Source organism: Aeromonas sp. CA23, from assembly GCF_002587065.1.
GTDB classification, from domain to species: Bacteria; Pseudomonadota; Gammaproteobacteria; order Enterobacterales; family Aeromonadaceae; genus Aeromonas; species Aeromonas bestiarum.
Genome location: NZ_CP023818.1, coordinates 1,458,328 through 1,479,030 on the forward strand (window position 1 = coordinate 1,458,328; position 20,703 = coordinate 1,479,030).

The following is a 20,703-nucleotide window of genomic DNA, read 5'->3' on the forward strand; positions in this document are numbered from 1 at the left end:
TGATAAATCTTCCATGCCTCTAGCCTTGGCTACGTCACCAAGGGCTGCTGCAAACAAATTGGAGCATCCATCCATTCCACCCGTGATAAAGGGCATGCCCGTCGTTTGATAGCCATTCCATTATTACCGAAGGCCGCTCGACTTGCAGTTTGGACGTCAGGAGGAAAACCAGTTTCTCAACGTGATCGACAAACGCTACGAAAATGGAAACGTAATTCTAACGAACCATTCTCCATTTAGCCGATGGTCTTGCGCGTTTGCCGATAACGGCGGCGATATTTGAACCATTGCTACATCATGCATACATAGTTCAGATTGGTGGTGAGAATTATCGCTTGTAATAAAGCGTAGGGCTGGTACCACCCTGAGTAAAATAAAATCCATGACTGTTCGAATCACATTTAAGTCGGCCTTGAAGTTTATTAAACATAAAGCGACATGATATGTCTGGTTCTTTATTATGTAGGAAGTGATTTTTTCTTGCATTTTTCTTTTTCACTTTCCAATTGGCAATTTGCATTGCTGGTCCTTCCCCCTTCCCCCTTCCCCCTTCCCCCTTCCCCCTTCCCCTTTCCCCTTTCCCCCTTACCTCTTCCTTTTTCGTTTTTCTTCATTCGATGTTGGTCTCGATGCCGAGGTATCTGACTGAACCCAAGATGACATCAATAATACATGTCGGTGCCGGTCTATAACTTGCTCTGGCAGTTACTTGTCTCACCTGTCTGGTGTGATTGTATCTAATTGTTTTTAATGTGAATTTTACATATTTTTTTGTATCTGGAGGTGAGAGGTGGAGGTGTGGATAATTTATTAGGCAAGAAGTGCTGGAAGCGTTTGGCTAAGGCTAGTCCGGGCTAAAGGGATACTCCACTAAGGTCTTGCTCTTAATTAACGATCACATGGAAATAAACCAATGAAAAACAAATACGTACCTCTGCTCTCTATTCTTGCCATTTTCTGTGGGAACGCCGTCGCCGAAGAGACAGGTTGGAGTGACCTTGGTCCTGCTACACCTGCTGTTCAGGGACCTGTTGATCAGGGGCACGGTACCATCAAATTTGTTGGTGCCATTATTGATGCTCCTTGCTCCATCGCACCTGAAAGTGTCGACCAAACCGTACAAATGGGTGAAATTGCCAACAGCTTGCTGAATGCCAATGGTGCGACCCCACTGCGCCCATTCGAAATTCACCTGGAAGCCTGTGATATTACCACTGCATTGAATGCCACAGTTACTTTCGATGGTATCCCATTTGATAAGGATAAGAAGAGCTTGGCACTCAATGGTGGCGGTAGCGGTGGTGCAATTGCTCTGGTCAATAAAAGCACTGGAGAGGACATTGTGATTGGTAAACCGACCAAGGTCGCCAGTCTGGTCAATGGTGATAACCACCTGAAATTTGGTGCCAAGGTGATTAGCACTGGTAAAGACGTCGTTACTGGTGAGTTTGATGCCACCAGTGACTTCATCATGACTTACCAATAAGTCGCAGAGTCAACGCCATAAATTCACAGCTAACTTAATGGGCTCTTTTAATAGACTCATATTCAGGAATTTATCATGTTCAAATTTAACAAAAAGCACGCTCTGTTGCTTGCTACTGCCGCTGTATTCTGTGGTCATGTTGTTGCCGACGAGTCTGCTTTTGAGCCGCCGGTTGACCAGGGCCACGGTACTATCAAGTTTGTTGGTGCCATTATTGATGCCCCCTGCTCCATCGCGCCTGAGAGTGTTGACCAGACAGTGCAGATGGGTGAAATTGCCAACAGCCTGCTGAAAGCCAATGGTGCAACTCCACTGCGTCCATTCGAAATCCACTTGGAAGCTTGTGATATTACTACTGCATTGAATGCAACTGTCACTTTCGATGGTATTCCGTCTGATAATACCAAGAAGAGCCTGGCTCTCAATGGTGGTGGTAGCGGTGGAGCGATTGCTCTGGTTAATAAAAGCACTGGTGAAGATATCGTTCTTGGTTCACCAACCAAGGTCGCCAATCTGGTCAATGGTGATAACCACCTGAAGTTTGGTGCCAAGGTGATTAGCGTTAAAGATGCAGAGATAATTACTGGTGAGTTTGATGCTACCAGTGACTTCATTATGACCTATCAGTAATAAATTACTGCAGAACGAGATTAGATTATGCATATAAGTAAGCTCACTGCGCTATTTGTACTGATGGGGGTATGTGGACATGCCGCAGCGGAGTTCACTCCCCCCCAAGATCAGGGGCATGGTGCAGTCAAATTTGTTGGTGCCATCATTGACGCCCCTTGTTCTATCGCGCCTGAAAGTGTCGATCAGACCATACAGATGGGCGAAATTGCCACTAGCCTGCTTGAAAAGAAGGGGTCCAGTCCGCTGCGACCTTTCGAAATCCATCTGGAAAACTGTGACATCAGCACGGCAATGAGTGCTACGGTGACGTTCAATGGTGTTCCATCTGGACACCGCGGAACTAGTTTTGCGCTCAATGGTGGCGGTGCAGGTGGTTCTCTTGCCTTGGTCAACAAGAATAGCGGTGCCGAGATCGTTGTAGGTCAACCGACTAAAGTCGCTGACTTGGTAAATGGTGATCGTCACCTCAAGTTCGGGGCGAAAATAGTCAGGGAAGTAGAAGACCGCTCTGATATTTTGCCTGGTGAATTTGATGTCAGTAGTGATTTCGTCATGACCTATCAGTAATTTTATTACTGGGGCAGTGCGACTGGCGGCAATTGATTATATTTTGTCACCAGTCGCACATATTTTCACATTGGTAATTCGAAGTTGAGTCAGATGAAAAACAAGACCGTCAAGACAGCATTCAGCATTCTTGTATATACTTTCTCTGTACAATGTGCAAACGCCAATGGTGTTGACTTCAATACCGACTTGCTGGATGTGAATGATAAAGAAAATATAGATTTTGGTCAGTTTTCCCATGCTGGATATATTATCCCTGGGCACTATAGCATGCAGGTTGTTATCAATGGTGAGCGAGCCTTGGGTGAGCGTGAAATTCATTTTAAGGATGCTCAAGATGGGAGTTCAGAAAGCTGTCTTAGCGAGAGTATGCTTAAAGAATTAGGCCTAGTAGAGAGTGCCTTGGATAAAGTATTTACGACAGATGTCGATCCACAATGTCGTAACTTGAAAGCCCTTGATGGTGTCATGACCAAGGCCGATATAGGTACGGATACCTTCAATATTTCTATTCCGCAGAGTTATCTTGAATACAGCGATGACAGTTGGGAGCCTGCCGCCCGATGGGATCAGGGGGTCAATGGGGTCATGCTGGATTACGGGCTGAACATTCAGCATGGCATTGACACCAACTCTCATGCCAACAACACAGGAATGAGTGCATACGGCGTGGCGGGAGCCAACCTCGAGGCGTGGCGGTTGCGTGCCGATTGGCAGGCGCAGTATCAACAGGATAAATCCTGGCATGCATACAAAGAAGAGCCCGAGGATGAGCACGACGTGCCGAACCCGGATCTGCGCCGCAAAGAAACCCATCACCAGCAAGCTGCGAGTATCACCCGGATTTATGCTTATCGGCCCCTGCCGGCCCATGAGGCAAAACTGACCGTGGGCGAGATCGATCTGGGCAATTCGGTATTTGACGGATTCCGGTTTACCGGTGCTTCTCTGGCATCGGATGACAACATGCTGCCACCAAACCTGAGAGGGTATGCCCCCGAGGTCGTGGGTATCGCCAGAACCAATGCCAAGGTGGTGATCAGTCAGGGGGGGCGAGTGCTTTACGAGACCCAGGTGGCGGCGGGTCCTTTCCGGATCCAGGATCTCAACTCGGCAACCAGCGGTGAGTTGGATGTCAAGGTCGAGGAGCTAGACGGTTCCGTTCAGACCTTCCAAGTCAAGACGGCTTCCATCCCCTACTTGTCTCGCCCAGGAGCCATTCGATACAAATTTGCCGGTGGCAAGCCATCCAACATTGACCACAGTCTCGAGGGGCCGCTGTTTCTCAGTGGTGAGGCATCCTGGGGGATTAATAACGGCTGGTCGCTGTTTGGTGGCGGCTTGCTGGGCGATGGGTATGCGGCTGTGACTCTGGGTACCGGGCGTGACTTGCTGGATTTTGGGGCCATCTCATTTGATATGACGGAATCCCGAGCCGACATCCCAGGGCGGGGCATCAAGCGAGGGGGTTCTTACCGGGTGAACTACTCCAAGGCATTTGAAAAATATGACAGTCAGGTCGCTTTCGCCGGTTATCGATTCTCTGAACGCGATTTCATGAACATGAGTGATTATCTGACGGCCAAAACCATGCCTTGGGAATATGAGGGTGGTTCGAAAGAGATGTACTCCGTCATCTTGAGCAAACAGTTTCGCTCGGAAAACATCGGTGCCTATCTGGACTATACCCATCAATCTTATTGGTATCAGCCAGACAGTGAGCGCTTCAGCCTGTCGTTGTCCCATCAATTCAACGTGCTGGACTGGCGTAGTCTGAGTCTGTCGCTGAGTGCCTATCGGCGAACCCAGTGGGAGCAAGCTGAAAACGGCATGTACCTGAGCTTGTCCGTGCCATTCGGTGCCGGCCAGCACGTAAGTTACAACGCCGCTGCCATGAATGGCGTATCCAGCCACAGTGCCAGTTATTTCAACAACGCGGATGAACGGAACAGTTACTCGCTCTCGGCCAGCACCTCTTCCCAGGGCGGCGGCAGTGTCAGCGGCTTCTATTCCCATACCGGCGACAAGGCGTACATGTCGGCCAACGTCAGTCATCAGTCCAATCAAACGACCACGGGCGGGCTCTCATTGCAAGGTGGGGTCACGGCCACGGCGGACGGGGCAGCACTGCATCGGGTCGGCATGGTGGGCGGCAGTCGGGTCATGGTCGATGCCGATGGGGCGTCAGGTGTGCCCGTTCACTCCGGGGGGCCTGTGACCACGACGGATCGCCATGGCATGGCCGTGGTGGCCGATATCACCAGTTATTATCGGCAGCGCACCAGTATCGATGTCGATCAGCTGGGTGATGATGTCGAGCCCATAGGTTCGCCCGTGTCCAGCCGCACCTTGACGGAGGGTGCCATTGGCTACCAGCACTTTGACATCCTCTCGGGTAGCAAGCGGTTGCTGCGCTTCCAGCTCGACAGCGGCAAGGTACTGCCATTCGCAGCAGAGGTGAACAACCAGAAGCAGCAGCGGCTGGGCATGCTGGGGGACGATGGTGTGGCCTATCTTGCCGGCTTGCATGCCGGGGATCTGATCACGGCGAGTTGGGGCGAGAACAACCACTGTCAAACGGCGCTGCCATCCCCGTTGCCCTCTGATGAGGAGATAGTCACCCTGCGTTGCAGCAGCACGCACTAAGTTCGATCAATTTGAGCCCTTTAATCACGAGATGCTGTTATGAAACTGATGATAAATGCCGTTGTGGCGATGCTGTTCTTCATGGCGCTGCCTGGTCAGGCAGCCGTCGCCCTGGATCGCACCCGGGTGATATATGCTGGTGATAACAAATCCCAGAGCCTGAACATCCGCAACAACAACAAGACGCTGCCCTATCTGGCCCAGGCGTGGCTGGAAGATGCACAAGGCAACAAGGTCTCTGGCCCGTTTGTGGTCTTGCCACCGGTGCAGCGCCTGGAGCCGGGGGCTGAGAGCATGCTCAAGGTGCAAGCCACCGGTGCGGTACGTCTGTTGCCGCAGGATAAAGAGAGCCTGTTCTACTTCAATCTGCGGGAGATCCCGCCCCGCAGCGACAAACCCAACTCGTTGCAGTTGGCATTGCAGACCAGGATCAAGTTCTTCTACCGCCCGCAGCACCTGGTGATCCCCTCTGACAGTCACCAGACGCCCTGGCAGCAGCAGGTACAGATGACGCCCAAAGGTGGCCGTTATCACCTGCACAACCCAACCCCCTATTTCATTACCCTGGTCGATGGTGTGCCTGCCACTGCCAGCGCAGGCGCGAGCGAATTCACCCCCGTGATGCTGGCGCCTTATGGCGATGCTGAGTTGAACCTCTCCGTCCAGCAGTTGGGTCTGCACCCCCGGCTGACCTACGTCAATGACTTTGGTGGCCGGCAACAGCTGCAATTTCACTGCGGCGCCAGCAGTTGCCAGTTTAAACCTGACCAAGCACAGCAATAACAAGGAAGCGAACATATGATGCCCGTCCTCACCAAAATGCGTAATTGTTCTTTGGCCGCCTTGTTTGTGGCGCTGTTGGGGGCGGCTCCCACTCGAGTCATGGCTGGGTCGGAGACAGTCAAGTTGACGATCACCGGGACGATTGTCGCCCAACCCTGTTCGATCCCGCCGGCGGATGAAAACATCAAGCTGGAGCTGGGCAATATCGTCAACAAGGAGTTGCAACGGGACAAGCGCTCGAAAGTGAAACCCTTTGTCATTCACCTGGAAGAGTGCGACCTGGGGGTCGCCAAGGGGGTCAAGGCCACCTTCTCCGGCCCAGCTTCGGCGGAAGATAGCAAGTTGCTGGGGCTGGCCGGTGGCAGCATCGCCTCCGGTATCGCCCTCGGCTTTGTCGAAGGCAAAGAGTCACCCAAGGATCTGCCGCTCAACAAGCAAAGCGGCAAGATCTCGCTGGCATCGGGCAAGAATGAGCTCAACTTCGGTATCTATGTCCAGTTGCTGAAATCAGGGGAAACCAAGCTGGTGCCCGGTGACTTCAGTGCCCAGTCCACGGTCAAGCTGGCCTATGAATAAGGCATATCCAGTGTTGTCTGCCGAGCAGGCCTGGGCGCAAGCCTATGACTGGTTGTGCAGACAACGGCGCCACCATCCGGCCAACGCCGATGTCTGGCACCTGCGCTTTCACTGGGCTCGCCTGGCGGGTCCCTTGCTGCAACGGGTGTTGGCCGGTGACTACCGGTTGAGCCCGATGCAGCGGCTGGGCCGGGGGGAGGAAGCCAGGGTCATCTGGTCGGCGCAGGATGCGCTGGTATTGAAGTGGGTCGCGCTGATGGTGGCTCCCTGGCTGCCGCTGCACCCGGCCTGTGAGCACATTCGAGGCATGGGCGTTCATGCCTCGCGCCGCCGCTTGCACCAGGCGTTGCAGGGGCAACACTATCCCTTCGTGCTGCGCACCGATATTCGTGGCTACTACCAGCATATTCGCAAGGATCAGGTGATGGTGCGGGTGGTGGCGCAGGTACCCTGCGCCGTGTGTCGCGAACTGATGCGCCAGTACCTGGAGTACAGCGTCGAGTGGGCGGGGGAGTTTCATACCCCTCGCCTGGGCATAGGCCGTGGCTGCGCCCTCAGCCCCTTGATCGGGGCCAGCCTGCTGTATCACATCGATGTGGCCTTCAGCGCGCGGGACGAGCTCTATTACGCCCGCTACATGGATGACTTCATCGTGCTGGCCCGCACGCGCTGGCGCTTGAGAGCTGCGGTGGCCGACCTCAACGCCCTGCTGGCCGAGGGCGGCTTTAGCCAGCACCCGGACAAGACCTGGATCGGTCGCCTGAAACATGGCATCGACTGGTTGGGGGGCTGGTTTACCGACCAGGGCTGGGTGGGCATAGCCCCCCAGGCCCTGCAACGCCATCGAACCCGATCTCTGCGGCTTTATGAGCAAACTCTGCGTGATGGACTCTCAGATATCGAGTGCCAGCGCAGGGTGCAGCAATATCGGGGGAGATGGAGCATGAGTTTCGGCCCGAGCTAATCCGTCGCGGCACCGTCACCTCCGGCTCAATCCGCGGGGCCGCCAGCCGCGTGACCGAACAACCGCACACCTAACATCCACCCCACGACCAACAGGACCCCCACATGCGCCGCCCACTCGCAACCTCCCTACTTCGCCTGTCGCCGCTCCTACTCGTCCTAGCGACGAACGCCCATGCCAACGTGCAACTACGGATCACAAACCCACACCCACAAAAACCCGGCGCGCTTGAATATATTGAATTCGTCCGCACCCTCAACATCGGTGACCCCACACCGAACCCCTGCTACGGGATCTACGGGTGCTCCCTTCGGGGGTACTACGTCAACCCGACAGTACCCGGTATCCAATGGGCGGCCGGCTTGTACGGCGACAACAACAAGGAATGGGACAGGGGGGACCACCAGACCACCACGAAGACCCTCGGTGACCTTGCCGCCGCTATACCCATCCGAACCGTCGCATCCTACGCTCGCGGTCTATATATGAGTGGACCCGCTTACATCTGCGTCGCCGGCGTGATCGACGGGATGACGGACGCTCGGGCCGGGATCAACCCAGTCGGCTGCGCGGACGTCGGGGGGAACACCGCAACCTGCACGTTTAACTTGGCACAAGCGACGCTGACCCACACTGGGAAGGCGGGGGTCGAACTCGGCGGCGCAGCATCAAAACCCACACGCCTCGACCTAACCTGCGACATGCCGGCATCGGTCACGATCGGTTTACTCGGCGGCAACCCCAAAATACCTATGGGTGGTGCGCCAGGGCAATATGCCACAATCGACGTGGGGGCAGGCCCCGGGGCTGGGCGGAAGCTCGACGTGCCAGCTGGAACCACGTCCGTGGTATTGACGAGCCATCTGTACGGTGTGTACAAAGCCGGGACGTACACCGGGGAAGGGATCCTAACCGTCACAGCCGATTGACGATACACCCTTCCGTCGGTACCGACTGCGCTGCGCCAACGCGTGCAACAAACTCCCTAAGCGAGGATCTAGGCGCGGGGGGTGAACGGCGTAGGCGGGGCGGCTCGTCACGCGTGCCGCCCTGCGCCACGGCCTACAACCAAAACGCGTGCGGCTTGCGGCGTGAGCGGCCCGGGCTAACTCCACGTCGGGTGCGGCTCACGGACTCCCGCCTGCACGACGGTAGGGCGGCGGAAGATGCCAACCGACGAACCGCATAACCGGTGCCCTGACACCCCAGGTTTGGACCGGGGGGGCCTGCGTGTAACAACGGACCGAGTGACGTGATGCACCTAAGGAGCATCGCACGTTACCACACCCGCCGCCGCAACATTTGAGGGCGCGCACTATAACGCCCTGCCGGCTGCGGAAGGTTACGACCATCCGACCAAATACGGGTTGCCGTATTCTACACGCGACCCGACCGAGGGGGCCTGGGGCTTATCCCTCGAAACCATGCGGCAAAACCAGGGCACCGGCCGGCGAACGCGTGACGGCATGGAAGGCCGTCGCCAAACTGTCAAACCACGAACAACCGGGGACACGACCTGAATAACGAAAACGGGTGCCCACTCCACGCTTAGGTGGAATGCGGCGTACCTGTAATTGATGTTCATGTTGGAAACGAGCGGCAACCGGAGGATGGAATGGCAGCGCTAACCGGCCAGACATACTACTCCACTGGGCGCATGACGCGGCGGACCCCGCGACGCCGTAACGCCCACCGGGAGGGACTGGGGCGTAGCCGATATCACCGGACGGGCCTAGCCGCTAACTACTACGAATAAACAATACACGCGGCACGCCAAACCGACCGTACGTCGGCTACGCGACGTACCTAACCCTGTGCGGCCGGCTCGTGGAACGCTTCCGACGCACCAGAAGAACGGGTTCAACGGGCCGCCGTGCCAACCGCCACGCACCGCGCCGGCTACCCCCGGTGTGCGGGATGCAGGCCGCAGTCGGGGACTTCAGCTGACACGTACACAGACCAACCATATCTGTCGCATGACTGCACATAGACCGGAACTCGCACAAACCTACCGGGGATAATTGCACAATCGTGGCGGATAAGTCGATGACCGTCGGTTACGGATCGTAGACGACTGGGGTGCCAAACCAATGACGTGCCGTGTAAGACCGCGTGCGTTTTCGGTGTGGGTGGGCTCTTAGCCGTCCAAAGGCAGGGGGGGGCCGCGGCCATCGCTACCGCCAACCCTTAACCGTCACCTGTGACGCGTGAGGAGAACTGGGCTTAACTGGCGCCATCGGCATGTGTGTGGTGTGTGGTGAGGGGGGTCGTGAGCGGCCCACAACTGCGATCTGAACGTTTTTTTCGTAATGCGCTGGGAGCATTCGCATCGATGCCTTTCGACTACGGGCGGTCGGTGCGACTTCCCGGTACCGGTGTTGCACAGGCTGGGCCACGAAAGAAGACCTGCTGCCTGAGTGCATGCACCCGCTAAGCGCCCCAACACGCACCGTGTCTCTCGCTGTCTGCCCCATCGGCCTGGCTACGCCAGGGGCCCCGGTATCCGTGGCTAACTACACATGCCTGCCTTGCGCTGACTTGGGCTAAGGGAAATGGACATCCGTGAACTGAGGCGGTGCTAGTGATGTGTAAAAAGGGACGGTGCCCGGGCAGTCGGATCTTGGCACCGCCATTGATACCGTAACTGAAACCTCCAAGGATAAACTTGAGGTTGTCCATGGCCGATATATAGCTCACCGAAAATACAAGGTGCAGGATGGTGCTGGCGTGTATCAGCTAGTTAAACAAACTGCATATCGATGATATGCTTGGCATAACACACCAATATTCAAAGCCCGAACCCGGTGGGGGCCGACGGTTCAATTGAGTAACACCGCGGTGGTCGCGGTGTTACATTTGACGACCGGCATTGAAGGATGTGAAATCCCACCGATGTTATCGGCTTTGATTGCGCAGTTTGAAGGTGGTCTCGGCGTGTTCCATCATGGACTGTCCGCGGGTGACATCTTGTTGACCACTGGCCTTTTTCGACTCGGCGGACTGGATCCTATTTTTCGCCGACTTTATTTCACCTTCGGCAGATTTGATGTCGCTGTCTGCAGCTTTGATTTTTTTATTCCCCTCGAACACCAGCTTTTCGCCTTGTTCCCACTGGTTAGCCAGCGTTTCATCCACTTTATATTCCACGGCTTTCTGGCGCATCAGCTCTGCCGGAGAGGGAGCGCTACTGCACCCTGCCATGACGAAAATAACAAGCAGGGCGCCCAGGCTATAGTTATGTTTATTCATATTAAATTACTCGCTATGTTTTAGGACGGTTTTCGGACGGATTACAAAGGTTGGGTATCCGTGGCGTGTGCGGTGTTGTCACCAATATTTTATTCTCCATGGGAATACGTCCACTGCAAATTATTTATTATTCTGTTTTATTTCTCTGGTCAAATAATATTCTGTTTTGTCCTTTCAATTCGGATGGCAATATCAGGTATCGGCATAGTGTTTAACTTGTATCGATTTGGCTGATTTCTTCAAATGCCGCGTAAGTAATTGGCGCCTGGAAAGTGTGAATGGTGGGCTCTCACCGAGCCGGATAGCGATTCGGATGGCCTTATCGCAGTCCACGAGGCCTCAGTGGCATATGGGGAAGTGCCTGGCAAGGGTGTGTCTCCCGCCGCACAAGGGGGCCAATCCTGCGCCAGGGGAGACTGACTGGATGCGTTGGGGCGTGCATGAGAGAGGCCTGCCTCCCCCAGGTGCCGCTACGGCGCCTGTCGAAAGGCGGTCAACATGCCGCTGAAGCGGGTGGTGACGTGCAAGTCCCTGTCTGGTTCCAATACTATGGCGTGAAGCCTGTCATATCCCGTATACGAGGACAAGATGAACGCCAGTTGGGGGGTGGCGTCCAAGGCTTCCCTATTGATCTCCTTGACCCTGACGGATTGCAAGGTCATGTCGGCGGTGAAATTCGGATGCGTTCCATCCGTCCTGAACGATGCGGTGCGGTCCAATAACAGATCAAACACGGCCACCGGTTTACCCTCCCAGTTCCATAAGGCGATCGTTTGAACCACGCTGTGGATCCGCTCACCGAATCCGGAGTGGTTAGTTTGAAGGGTCGCCAGCACGTGTCCACCAAGCTCACAAGGGGCATGAAACTCTACATTGCTATATATATTCCCGGTTGACTGGGTAGTGGGCTGGGGGGCTCGCGGGGAGCTGGCCATGGCCGTGACAACGCAGCGTAGTTGGAGGGTGAGGGGCGTATCGCCGATTAAAAAAGCCTTCTCCCACCGCATATGGCCATTTGTATAGAGGATGACAGAGATCAGCTGATCCGAGATCAGCATGCGGTAGTCGTCCCCCACGTGGCGTGCCACTCCCTCATCCAGGGCTGCCAGGGTCTGTTTGGGGATCGGCTCGGCCTTGCGGTCGTTGCGATAAATGATACCGTGCACTGTCTTGATTTTGCGCAAGTGGTCAACTGTGACCTCCGGGGATATGCCGAAAAGCGCAAATAGCAGTGCTGCGGCCAGGCCTAATACGCCAAGGGGCCAACGGTGGTTCGAATAGTGGAACCGGATAACAGGCCGGGGAGTAACGGCGGATGGCAACAGAGCGGCGTCGAAGGCCTGCTCGGCGGTGGGGCGCGTGGCTTCCTGCGGTTCGGTAGCGTCGGTTACGGTCAGCTCCAGGGTATATCCGACCCGGGGTACCGTGCGGATGGCCTGTGCCGCGCCGAGGGATTCCAGTTTGCGCCGGATCATCAGGATGTTTTTGTTGAGCCCGACATCGCTGCTTTCGCTGTCATTCCAGAGCTCGGCAATGATGTCCGTGCGAGCGGCCACTTGCCCTGGGCGTTGACACAGGTAGTCGAGCAACTGGCTCTCCTTCTGGCTGAGCTGGATCTCTCTGGGTTGGCTGGGATCATGCTTGCTAACAAGGTAGAGGGCAGGGGTGAAAACAAGGGTATCGCCGAGTAGATAACGTTTATAGTCCATCTTGGTTTGATCATGTAAAGGCTGCGAGATTGCCACCAGTTTAGCACTACCGTCATTGCAATCCATCACCAACTCACCCCATTGGCATATTCGGCATATATCAGCACGCCGAAGTAAATGTCCAACAGCAGGCAGATTGTCATGAGAATAAGAATGCTCCACTTTATATATTTTATGGGAATATTTAAGTAGTCGTAGGCACAGTTTTTAGCATTGAACTTGTACGCTGGCCGTTTGGCTCGGCGCGATACTTTTGAATAAATCACAATCTTAAATCCGCCAATGCGATGCATAATAAAAAGGTTGCCTAATGGTAATGCCAGCGAGGCTAACTGTGTGTTATAGGTAATTAATATTAAATATGATTTAAATCAACGTGTTGTGCCATGTGTTCTGCGACTGCTGTGGGTGAGTGGCTTTTGTTCCTACATCTTGAGTGGCTTAAGGTTCGGATTAAATGGCTCATTAACAGCTTGGCTGGGATGCGCTCTGGTTCACTAACTGCGTAATCGGGGCTGGCCTCATAGTGTTGTGATACGGCTCGGTGTTGATGCCACGATGGGTTTAGTTGCGCACTGGCAGCCGGTCATTCCCCCAGACGCGAATGTCATGGAATAATTTATAATTAATAATAACTTTATTTTTTTATTGATTGGGATAGTTTTAAGCGGTCTGTATACATGTCTATGACGTCGCTCCTTGCAACTGCCTGTATTTATCGAAATGAACGCATATCGACTTCTATAGAATCGGTTAACGATCGAATAGCGACATGTCTTATCGGGGCGACCACCCTATCAACCCTCAACTTATTAATTACGGTGACCCATTGTGAACAAATACCAACACAACCTACTGAGCGCGGCCATTCTCGGCCTGTTGTCTAGCGCTGCATGTGCCGAGTCCGCTGATATCTACCTGGGTGCAGGCGCAGGCTTCAGCCATTTTCAGGGGCTGAATAAATTGCAAGGTGTTGAGTCTGGTACCGAAGATGCCGCTGCTGCCAATGCGTTTGTCGGTGTCAACCTGAATGACTATCTGGGGGCTGAACTGGGTTATCTGTATGCTGGCCGCGGTAATACCGATGGCAATCGCTTCGAGAATCAGGGCGGTACCTTGAGTTTGGTTGGCCGTATCCCTTTGATCTACGATCTGTCCCTGCTGGCAGAGGCCGGTGGTTACTGGTCGCACAGCAGTGGTCTGGGAACCAGTGATAACAAGGTCTCGTCCCTGTTTGGTACTGGTCTTGCCTATAAGGTCAACGATGCCTTGGATCTTCAGGCCCGCTGGCGTTATATGGCAGATGTGAGCGACCTGAACAGCGCAGAGTACAACACTCGCATCAAGCCGAACCAGACAGTGACAACGCTGGAAGCTGTCTATCATCCGTTTCGTAACAGCTATGTTGCCCCCGTAGTGGCCGCGCCAATTCCGCCACTTGAGCCGGAAGCTGTAGCAGTAGACAAAACCTTTGAGCTCAGCTCAGATGTGCTATTTGCTTTTGGCAAGGCTGAATTGAAGGCCGAAGGGGTGCAGGCGCTAGCCAAGTTGTATCAGCAACTGGCTGAAGCCAGACCTATAAACGGTGAAGCTATCGTGATTGGTTATACCGATAGACTGGGTTCTGCCCGCTTCAACCAGCAGCTTTCAGAAGCGCGCGCCGAAAAAGTTGCCAACTATCTGGTTGCTCAGGGGATGCCGGCAGGGCAAATCCGGGTGGAAGGCCATGGGGCCGAAGAGTCACTCACTGGCAGCGACTGTGATGGGATCAAATCTAAGCAACAGAAAATCAGTTGCCTGGCGCCTGATCGCCGCGTTGAAATCCGCGTGACGGGTACCACCTCTTCCATGCAGCAAGAATAAGGATGTAACTATGGGGCAAGGATGCCTCTTTTTTTTTGGCTATTCATCAAGTGAAATAGAAACATGATCCACCACCATCATTTTATTATATGAAACATGCTAATGTATTTATATTTTTAGTGGATACAAGATAAACTGGCAGCGAGATCTGCATGTTTAAATATTATATTATTTTTTAAACCACGTAGGTGGCAATGTTTGCTTGTGAGTGTTAGTCATGGAATATAGCTGTTGTTCTTATCCCAACCTTGCTGGTTGATTTTTTAAAAAAATTATTCGCACGAGGTTTGTCGTTAATCATTACCATGTTTTTTTATTTTAAAGGTTCCCATCCTTCTGATATCTTGGTACTATTATCATAGTTTGTGAATGGAACTCGCATTCGTTTGTAAATATGTTTTTCCTGTAGCAACCTGTTTTCTCGTGTGTATTTTCATAGCCACTCTTCGGAGTGGTTTTTTTTATGTTAGATGGCAGATGCACCACCAACTACATTTCACTGAAAATTCGAAGCGAAGCCTGTAGAAACATTTCATTACAAAACTAATTGTTTAAAAAATGATTGTGTGGCTTGAATCACAAAAAATATTATTCCTTGTCTTTTTATATTTTACGTTAGTATTGATTGATGTATCATTTTTGAGGTTTAAAGTGCTGGGTAGATATGTTTTTTATCACAGCCCCACCTGCCTGAATCATGGAGGAGTTTATTATGGGTATTGCAATATATCATATGGAAGAGCCTATCCCATATGCGATTCAAAGTGACAAGTATGCCCCAACAGGGGACGTTAACGTAGAGTACCCACAGTTATGCATCAGAACAAACCGGACTCCAGAGCGAACTGATATTGAAGAAGTAGTCGATGCTGCGAATAAGGTCGCAGATCAATTCCCTATTGAAGACAAGGAGAATAGAGCAAAAGCGGTCACCGAAGCCCTTACAAAAATATTTGGCAGTGGAAGCTTTGGGCATACGTGGATACTATTTTTCAATAGTAATAACCAAGGTGATTCGACAACCTATGGTTATCATGAAGGCTATGGATATGTAAAAAATGGAACTGGTAGTGGTACTAATGATAGCCCGGAAAGGAAGTTTCACGTCCAACACTGTGTGCCGTTATCTAACCCAGATAAACAGCCTGCACAGTTAGAGAAAACAGTGATACCAGCCTTGAATAAGGCAAGCGCTGACATAGCTAATATCATGGGGATACCTGTCCCTGACCCATCCAAGGGTGCTTACACTCCCATAAATAACTGTGCGTGGTTTGCCGGAAATTTATGGAATTATGCTACGGATGAGCAATTTATCTATGAGCAGGAGTTTAATGGGGCTGCTCACGCAGATTACTGGGGCATGCCATTCCTCAATGCGGTTGAAACTATTTCTGATCCGGGAATGGTAGCAGAAACGATTAATGGACTATAAGGCTATGTTGTTAATAGCGAGACATGCTTAGTACTTCGTTTGGGTAATTGATTGGCCACTGGAGCCAGGCATACAGGCTGTGGCTCGATACCCCGAGGGTCAGCCACAGGCTGCCTGCGCTCGGTGGCTTGTTTAACCGCTTCAATTTTGAATCTTTCTGGATAGCGCGGATGGGTCGTAGCACCTCCACTAATTTCCTCACGTGCCTAGGGGGGGGAGGGAACTGGAGGTGATTCACCTGTACTATCGTCAGGTTAAGAAACTGAGCATCAGGAAGATGTCCGATGCCACAGGTTACAGCCCTTCACAGATTCAGGACCTGTACAGATCGGAGAGTAAAAATGAAAGCTAAAATATTATTTTTGGTGCTAATACTGTCCTGTATTAGCAACATTACGGCAGCAAATACGAGGTTAAGTTCGGATGAAAGTGTTTTAATCAATTATATTGATAAACATAAAACAAACCAACTCAAACTGCTAGAGGGCCTGGTCAATATCAATAGTGGCACGGGAAACCGCCCCGGAGTTGAAAAAGTTGGGGTGCGGGTTAGAACTGAATTAGATGACCTGGGGTTCAAAACACAGTGGGTCAATCTCCCCGCCTCGATGAAACATGCCGGTAGTTTAGTCGCTACGCATAGCGGCCCAGGAAAGAAAATTTTGATAATTGGCCATCTGGATACAGTTCTCCCTCCCAATAGCCCTTTTCAGTTATTCACGCTTTCCTCAGATCAGCTATCAGCAACAGGACCTGGAGTCATTGATGATAAAGGTGGCATAGTCACGATTTTATATGTACTCAAGGCGCTGAATCACGCAGGAAAATTGAAGCATGCCAATATAACAGTGGTACTTACCGGAGATGAGGAACAGGCAGCAAAACCGACCTCCATCTCCCGTAAAGCACTGCGAGAAGCAGCTCAGGGCAGCGACATTGCACTGGGATTCGAATTTTCTCTGGCCGAAAATCAGCTGGTGACAGGAAGGCGAGGATTGAGCGAATGGTACCTTTCCGGCAGTGGTAAGCCAGGACATTCCTCCACAATATTCCAGACTGCATCAGGGGATGGTGCCATTTATGAAACGGCACGGGTACTGAGCAGTTTTAGCGCCACCCTTTCGAATATACCGGGGTTAACACTTAATCCAGGCATTATCCTTGGAGGGCAGACCGTCAACGAAGATACGCAGCAAAACACCGGTAACGCCAGCGGGCAGAAGACAATCATTGCAGCTCAAACACTTGTGCATGGTGATTTGCGGTTTTTATCAGATGAGCAGAAACGTATGGCTGAACAAAAGATGCGTGAAATTACGATGACTCCGTTACCACTAACCTCCAGCCAATTAATATTCAAAAATATAATGCCTGCTATGCCAGTGACAAATGCTAACAGGCAGCTTTTAGCTGAGTTCAGCGATATTAGTGTGGCTTTGGGGGGGCCGAGCTTACAGGCTGTGTCGGCCGTTGAACGTGGGGGGGCAGATATTTCTTATATAGCACAATATGTTGCCGCCAGTCTTGATGGTCTTGGCCCCTGGGGCAGGGGAGCTCATAGTCAGAATGAGACTCTGGAAGTCGAGTCTCTCCCTGAGGTGACTAAAAGAGCGGCTATTTTTATCAGCCGCCATTTGAATTAGTAATTTAACAAAGCTTCATAAGCTAGTTAAAAAATGGTGTGCGTACAATCATTTTCGATATCCAAACTGACCCCTTGCACAAGCCCTCAGGGTATCCAGCCACAGCAATATGCCTAGCTCAAGCAGTACGGTAAGCCACCTAAGCCGCAGCACGAAGAGTCTGCTTTGCAAGCCTAGATACGCCGCTTGAAAACCTGACTGTGCCAAGTCACCGAGGATCGCAATATTCTAAAGAATCCGCGTACTTTGCCAGCGAGCAAGGAAAGGTACGCGTTGATAACCTCCCGACTCGCCCGGTACCGCGTCGTTACCTTGTGCCTGGCTCTGGGCGTTCACCGAAGTGGCTTTACGCGTGGCTGTAACAGCCCGTATCGTGACGGCAGCAGGAGGATGAGCGGCTGACCGGGTTGGTTAAGCAGTCATGGCGAAAGTGGCGCTGTCTACGGTTACCGCAAGATCCATTGCGATGGGGGAAGCCTGCGGTAACACCGTGTGGCCAGGTTAATAAAGCGGGAGGGGTTGCGTTAGCGGGCTATCCGCGCCGTAAGGAGTACTATGGTGGCAAGGTCCCGCAGGCTGCTCCGAACATGCTGGCTCGTCAGTTTAAGACCCCAGTCCCGAATATCTCCTGGGTGACTGACGGCGTTGTTGCCCAAATCAGCCATTAGGCCACAACTTCCCCAGCCCCAGGTGATAGCTACACTTGGGGCTCTCTAACCGGCAGACCAAGGGCATTCAGCTTGTTCATCGCACACACGTAGGCCATGACCTCTCCCACTTGTCCGTTGTAGTTACGTAGACTGATTTTTCCCGTCATCAATTGTTTGAACCTATACATCGCCGTCTCGGCCAATGAGCGCCGATGATACCCGGACTGCTGCTTCCAGTGAGTCAGCCCCTCCTTGCGCATCACCAGAACAGCTTCATTGCGTGGATGCCCCTTTTCCCATAAACCGGCATTCTTGCGCGGCGGAATACAGGCCTTGGCTCCTTTGCGCTTTATCAGTTCATGGCAGGCCTTGGTGTCATATGCGCCATCGGCATACACGGTCCCAAGTGCTCGGCGTAGCGGATTGAACAGGGTCGGCAACACCTCGGCATCATGAACATTTTCCAACGAGGCCTCGGCTGCCACGATGTCGTGGGTCGCCGGGTCCACCGCCAGATGCAATTTGCGCCAGACCCGGCGCTTGTCATAGCCATGCTTTCTGACCTTCCATTCGCCCTCGCCAAACACTTTCAAGCCGGTGGAATCGATAACCAAATCGGTAACCTTGCCCTTGGATGGCTGGCGGTATGCCACCTTCACAGTACTGGCGCGCTTGCTGACACAGCTGTAGTCGGGGGCACACAACGGCACATTCATCAGCTCGAACAGTGAGTCGAGCAGGCCCTGTGTCGCCCGCAGGGAGAGGTTGAAAATGCCTTTGAGCATGAGAAAGGTACAGATGGTCTGGTCGGTGTAGAGGGCGCTTCGTCCACGTCGGCCATGATGTTCTTGATGGAACCAGTTATGAACGACATTCTCATCAACCCAGAACGTTAGCGAGCCGCGTTTGACCAGGGAACGGTTGTACTGTGACCAGTTGGATATGGCGTGAAGCGACTTGCCCATGATGCTGATTTGAAGAGGGATTTGGTGATCAGATCAGCGTCTCCACCATAAGTTCAATTCAGGCCACTCTGATTTGGGAAACAACGCCGTGACTGACACTACTTACATCCGCACTCAAGAAGGGTGGCTGTACCTAGCGGTGGTACTCGATTGTTCTCACGGCAGGTCGTCTGCTGGGCTATGAAATAGTTTATGACGACAGACCTAGCGATTGATGCACTGTGGGTTGCAGCCTGGTGCCGTCAACCAGTGGAACAGATGTTTGGTACATTCGGATAATGGTAGCCAGTTCACTGGTGGTGTTCCTGACGGTTCATAACCTGCGTTACGGTATGAGCCTACGTGGAAAATGCCATGACAACACCGCTGCTGAGAGTTTTTGGAGTGGATCAAGCACAGGACTGACGCACAAGAGACGAGGTTCACTCGACGTATCTGATTGTATCTAGATATTTACAACCTGATTGGACGGCATGGTTCCAATGATGGACTATCACCGGTAGAGTTTGAAAAGTAGTTCAATCTTTAGCAATAGAGCATCTAGAAAAACTTGGGATGATTCAGTGTGGAGGCGTTAATAATGATAGATAAAGATATCACTTACAGCAGCTATGACGCGGCGAGGTACTTGTGCGATGAGCAAGATATAGAAGCCTATCTTGCAGCAGTATTAGAAGATGGTACACCTTCAATGATTGTTGTTGCCCTCGGGAATATTGCCCGAGCTCGAAATATCAGCCAACTTGCTAAGGACACTAAAATGAGTAGAAGTAGAGTATGCAAGGCTTTGTCAGGGCATGGGAGTCCAAGATTCTCTACAATAATGAAATTAGCTAATGCTTTGGGGTACCGGATAAGTTTTAAAAAAGCTTAACTTGAATAGAGCCTATAGCTAGGCTAGGTGATTTATCTTCATCGGTCATAGATATTTTAAATTGAGGCTTATATGAATATAGGAACCGTGTATAAACCAAAGGCTCCTGTCAGAATGTCAGTCAGCCTTCTGGCCACCTTGTCGCTGCCTACGCAACCTGTCGATGCACACATGAGGATCCTGGCTGGATTCTCTTCTGACATCGTGGCGAGACTTTCCTCAGAGATAAAAATTGATGAGATGACCATTTGCCAATGGGTAGGTATCAGTCGTGCTACCTATCATAGGAAGATTAAAGATGACAAAAAAGTCTTCTCGGTGGAGCATAGCGGAAAATTTTATATGTTCGTGAAAGTGTTGGATACCGCCATACAGCTCTTTAATGGAGATGTATCGGCAGTTATTCAGTGGCTACAATCACCTGCCAGAGCCTTGGGTGGTGAACGTCCTTTACAGATGTTGAGCACTCCGACAGGCGTTGAGGCTGTCATCGATCTGATTGGCCAAATTGAGCATGGGGTTATCTCCTGATGCAGTCGGGATGTGTAAATTCCCATATTTCCCCCAGTTCGGGAGCCAGTAGACGGAGGATCTTTAGCTGTTTCCCATGCAGGGCCTCATGCCTGACTCGAATTGAGGGTGGCGTATAGGGCCGTTTTT

17 protein-coding genes and 3 pseudogenes are annotated in these 20,703 nt (G+C 52.3%); 16 read left to right on the forward strand and 4 right to left on the reverse strand.

Translation table 11 applies throughout. From position 1 onward, the window contains the following. Positions 1–142 precede the first annotated feature (142 nt). The 9 genes from CK910_RS06800 (at position 143) to CK910_RS06840 (ending at position 8,584) form a co-directional block, all read left to right on the forward strand. Positions 143–283, forward strand: coding sequence for an ATP-binding protein (locus tag CK910_RS06800; RefSeq protein WP_098981759.1), 141 nt, complete (start codon positions 143–145; stop codon positions 281–283). A gap of 630 nt (positions 284–913) precedes the next feature. Further along, complete coding sequence (locus CK910_RS06805) at positions 914–1,486, forward strand: fimbrial protein (protein WP_098981761.1); 573 nt, start codon at positions 914–916, stop codon at positions 1,484–1,486. Between the two features lie 75 nt (positions 1,487–1,561). Further along, entirely contained in the window at positions 1,562–2,116 is a 555-nt protein-coding gene (locus CK910_RS06810) for a fimbrial protein (protein ID WP_098981764.1), read from the forward strand. Between the two features lie 27 nt (positions 2,117–2,143). Continuing rightward, positions 2,144–2,686 carry a fimbrial protein gene (locus tag CK910_RS06815; protein WP_216640180.1) on the forward strand — a complete coding sequence of 181 codons (543 nt, stop codon included), beginning with the start codon at positions 2,144–2,146 and terminating at the stop codon, positions 2,684–2,686. A gap of 93 nt (positions 2,687–2,779) precedes the next feature. Continuing rightward, positions 2,780–5,332 carry a fimbria/pilus outer membrane usher protein gene (locus CK910_RS06820; RefSeq protein WP_098981767.1) on the forward strand — a complete coding sequence of 851 codons (2,553 nt, stop codon included), beginning with the start codon at positions 2,780–2,782 and terminating at the stop codon, positions 5,330–5,332. Between the two features lie 39 nt (positions 5,333–5,371). Continuing rightward, positions 5,372–6,115 (forward strand): fimbria/pilus periplasmic chaperone, encoded by a 744-nt coding sequence (locus tag CK910_RS06825; protein ID WP_098981770.1) that lies wholly within the window; start codon positions 5,372–5,374, stop codon positions 6,113–6,115. 123 nt (positions 6,116–6,238) lie between these two features. After that, positions 6,239–6,691, forward strand: coding sequence for a fimbrial protein (locus tag CK910_RS06830; RefSeq protein WP_253852832.1), 453 nt, complete (start codon positions 6,239–6,241; stop codon positions 6,689–6,691). Then, entirely contained in the window at positions 6,684–7,655 is a 972-nt protein-coding gene (locus CK910_RS06835) for a reverse transcriptase domain-containing protein (protein ID WP_098981773.1), read from the forward strand. The genes CK910_RS06830 and CK910_RS06835 overlap by 8 nt, the downstream gene beginning before the upstream one ends. 104 nt (positions 7,656–7,759) lie before the next feature. After that, positions 7,760–8,584 carry a hypothetical protein gene (locus CK910_RS06840; RefSeq protein WP_098981775.1) on the forward strand — a complete coding sequence of 275 codons (825 nt, stop codon included), beginning with the start codon at positions 7,760–7,762 and terminating at the stop codon, positions 8,582–8,584. A 1,966-nt stretch (positions 8,585–10,550) separates the two neighbouring features. Here the strand turns inward: CK910_RS06840 and CK910_RS06845 are convergent. Together CK910_RS06845 and CK910_RS06850 are read right to left on the reverse strand one after the other, a co-directional pair. Beyond that, on the reverse strand, positions 10,551–10,904 hold the full coding sequence (locus CK910_RS06845; RefSeq protein WP_098981778.1) for a hypothetical protein: 354 nt from the start codon (positions 10,902–10,904) through the stop codon (positions 10,551–10,553). Positions 10,905–11,374: 470 nt separating this feature from the next. Beyond that, positions 11,375–12,679 carry a winged helix-turn-helix domain-containing protein gene (locus CK910_RS06850; RefSeq protein ID WP_098981781.1) on the reverse strand — a complete coding sequence of 435 codons (1,305 nt, stop codon included), beginning with the start codon at positions 12,677–12,679 and terminating at the stop codon, positions 11,375–11,377. A 765-nt stretch (positions 12,680–13,444) separates the two neighbouring features. On the opposite strand from CK910_RS06850, the gene CK910_RS06860 reads away from it, so the two are divergent. Then, positions 13,445–14,476, forward strand: coding sequence for an OmpA family protein (locus CK910_RS06860; protein WP_253852833.1), 1,032 nt, complete (start codon positions 13,445–13,447; stop codon positions 14,474–14,476). Between the two features lie 712 nt (positions 14,477–15,188). After that, positions 15,189–15,911, forward strand: a complete 723-nt coding sequence (locus tag CK910_RS06865; protein ID WP_216640181.1) for a hypothetical protein — start codon at positions 15,189–15,191, stop codon at positions 15,909–15,911. A 58-nt stretch (positions 15,912–15,969) separates the two neighbouring features. On the opposite strand, the pseudogene CK910_RS23650 reads toward CK910_RS06865, so the two are convergent. After that, a pseudogene (locus CK910_RS23650) lies at positions 15,970–16,105 on the reverse strand (transposase); the annotation flags it as partial. Positions 16,106–16,252: 147 nt separating this feature from the next. Here CK910_RS23650 and CK910_RS06875 point away from each other — a divergent pair. Both CK910_RS06875 and CK910_RS06880 read left to right on the forward strand, forming a co-directional pair. Then, positions 16,253–17,554 (forward strand): M20 family metallopeptidase, encoded by a 1,302-nt coding sequence (locus CK910_RS06875; protein WP_098981786.1) that lies wholly within the window; start codon positions 16,253–16,255, stop codon positions 17,552–17,554. Positions 17,555–17,627: 73 nt separating this feature from the next. Beyond that, positions 17,628–18,195, forward strand: a pseudogene (locus tag CK910_RS06880) (IS3 family transposase); the annotation flags it as partial. A gap of 56 nt (positions 18,196–18,251) precedes the next feature. On the opposite strand, the gene CK910_RS06885 reads toward CK910_RS06880, so the two are convergent. After that, a complete protein-coding gene (locus tag CK910_RS06885; protein ID WP_098981788.1) occupies positions 18,252–19,169 on the reverse strand; it encodes an IS5-like element ISAs15 family transposase in 918 nt (305 codons plus the stop codon). An 88-nt stretch (positions 19,170–19,257) separates the two neighbouring features. Here CK910_RS06885 and CK910_RS24290 point away from each other — a divergent pair. The 3 genes and pseudogenes from CK910_RS24290 to parS form a co-directional block, all read left to right on the forward strand. After that, positions 19,258–19,686: pseudogene (locus tag CK910_RS24290) on the forward strand (DDE-type integrase/transposase/recombinase); the annotation flags it as partial. Positions 19,687–19,749: 63 nt separating this feature from the next. After that, the gene (locus CK910_RS06890; protein WP_098981790.1) at positions 19,750–20,043 is read left to right on the forward strand and encodes an addiction module antidote protein; all 294 of its coding nucleotides are present in this window, start codon (positions 19,750–19,752) and stop codon (positions 20,041–20,043) included. Between the two features lie 72 nt (positions 20,044–20,115). Then, positions 20,116–20,574: a type II RES/Xre toxin-antitoxin system antitoxin gene (parS, locus tag CK910_RS06895; RefSeq protein ID WP_098981792.1), complete on the forward strand. Its 459-nt coding sequence runs from the start codon at positions 20,116–20,118 to the stop codon at positions 20,572–20,574. Positions 20,575–20,703: the final 129 nt, after the last annotated feature.

Bases quoted from the DNA above. Each gene is read 5' to 3' on its own strand.
- CK910_RS06815 (WP_216640180.1), top strand. From the start codon at position 2,144: ATGCATATAAGTAAGCTCACTGCGCTATTTGTACTGATGGGGGTATGT.
- CK910_RS06885 (WP_098981788.1), bottom strand. From the start codon at position 19,169: ATGGGCAAGTCGCTTCACGCCATATCCAACTGGTCACAGTACAACCGT.
- CK910_RS06850 (WP_098981781.1), bottom strand. From the start codon at position 12,679: ATGGATTGCAATGACGGTAGTGCTAAACTGGTGGCAATCTCGCAGCCT.
- CK910_RS06875 (WP_098981786.1), top strand. From the start codon at position 16,253: ATGAAAGCTAAAATATTATTTTTGGTGCTAATACTGTCCTGTATTAGC.
- CK910_RS06865 (WP_216640181.1), top strand. From the start codon at position 15,189: ATGGGTATTGCAATATATCATATGGAAGAGCCTATCCCATATGCGATT.
- CK910_RS06820 (WP_098981767.1), top strand. From the start codon at position 2,780: ATGAAAAACAAGACCGTCAAGACAGCATTCAGCATTCTTGTATATACT.
- CK910_RS06835 (WP_098981773.1), top strand. From the start codon at position 6,684: ATGAATAAGGCATATCCAGTGTTGTCTGCCGAGCAGGCCTGGGCGCAA.
- CK910_RS06825 (WP_098981770.1), top strand. From the start codon at position 5,372: ATGAAACTGATGATAAATGCCGTTGTGGCGATGCTGTTCTTCATGGCG.
- parS (WP_098981792.1), top strand. From the start codon at position 20,116: ATGAATATAGGAACCGTGTATAAACCAAAGGCTCCTGTCAGAATGTCA.
- CK910_RS06845 (WP_098981778.1), bottom strand. From the start codon at position 10,904: ATGAATAAACATAACTATAGCCTGGGCGCCCTGCTTGTTATTTTCGTC.
- CK910_RS06890 (WP_098981790.1), top strand. From the start codon at position 19,750: ATGATAGATAAAGATATCACTTACAGCAGCTATGACGCGGCGAGGTAC.
- CK910_RS06840 (WP_098981775.1), top strand. From the start codon at position 7,760: ATGCGCCGCCCACTCGCAACCTCCCTACTTCGCCTGTCGCCGCTCCTA.
- CK910_RS06805 (WP_098981761.1), top strand. From the start codon at position 914: ATGAAAAACAAATACGTACCTCTGCTCTCTATTCTTGCCATTTTCTGT.
- CK910_RS06810 (WP_098981764.1), top strand. From the start codon at position 1,562: ATGTTCAAATTTAACAAAAAGCACGCTCTGTTGCTTGCTACTGCCGCT.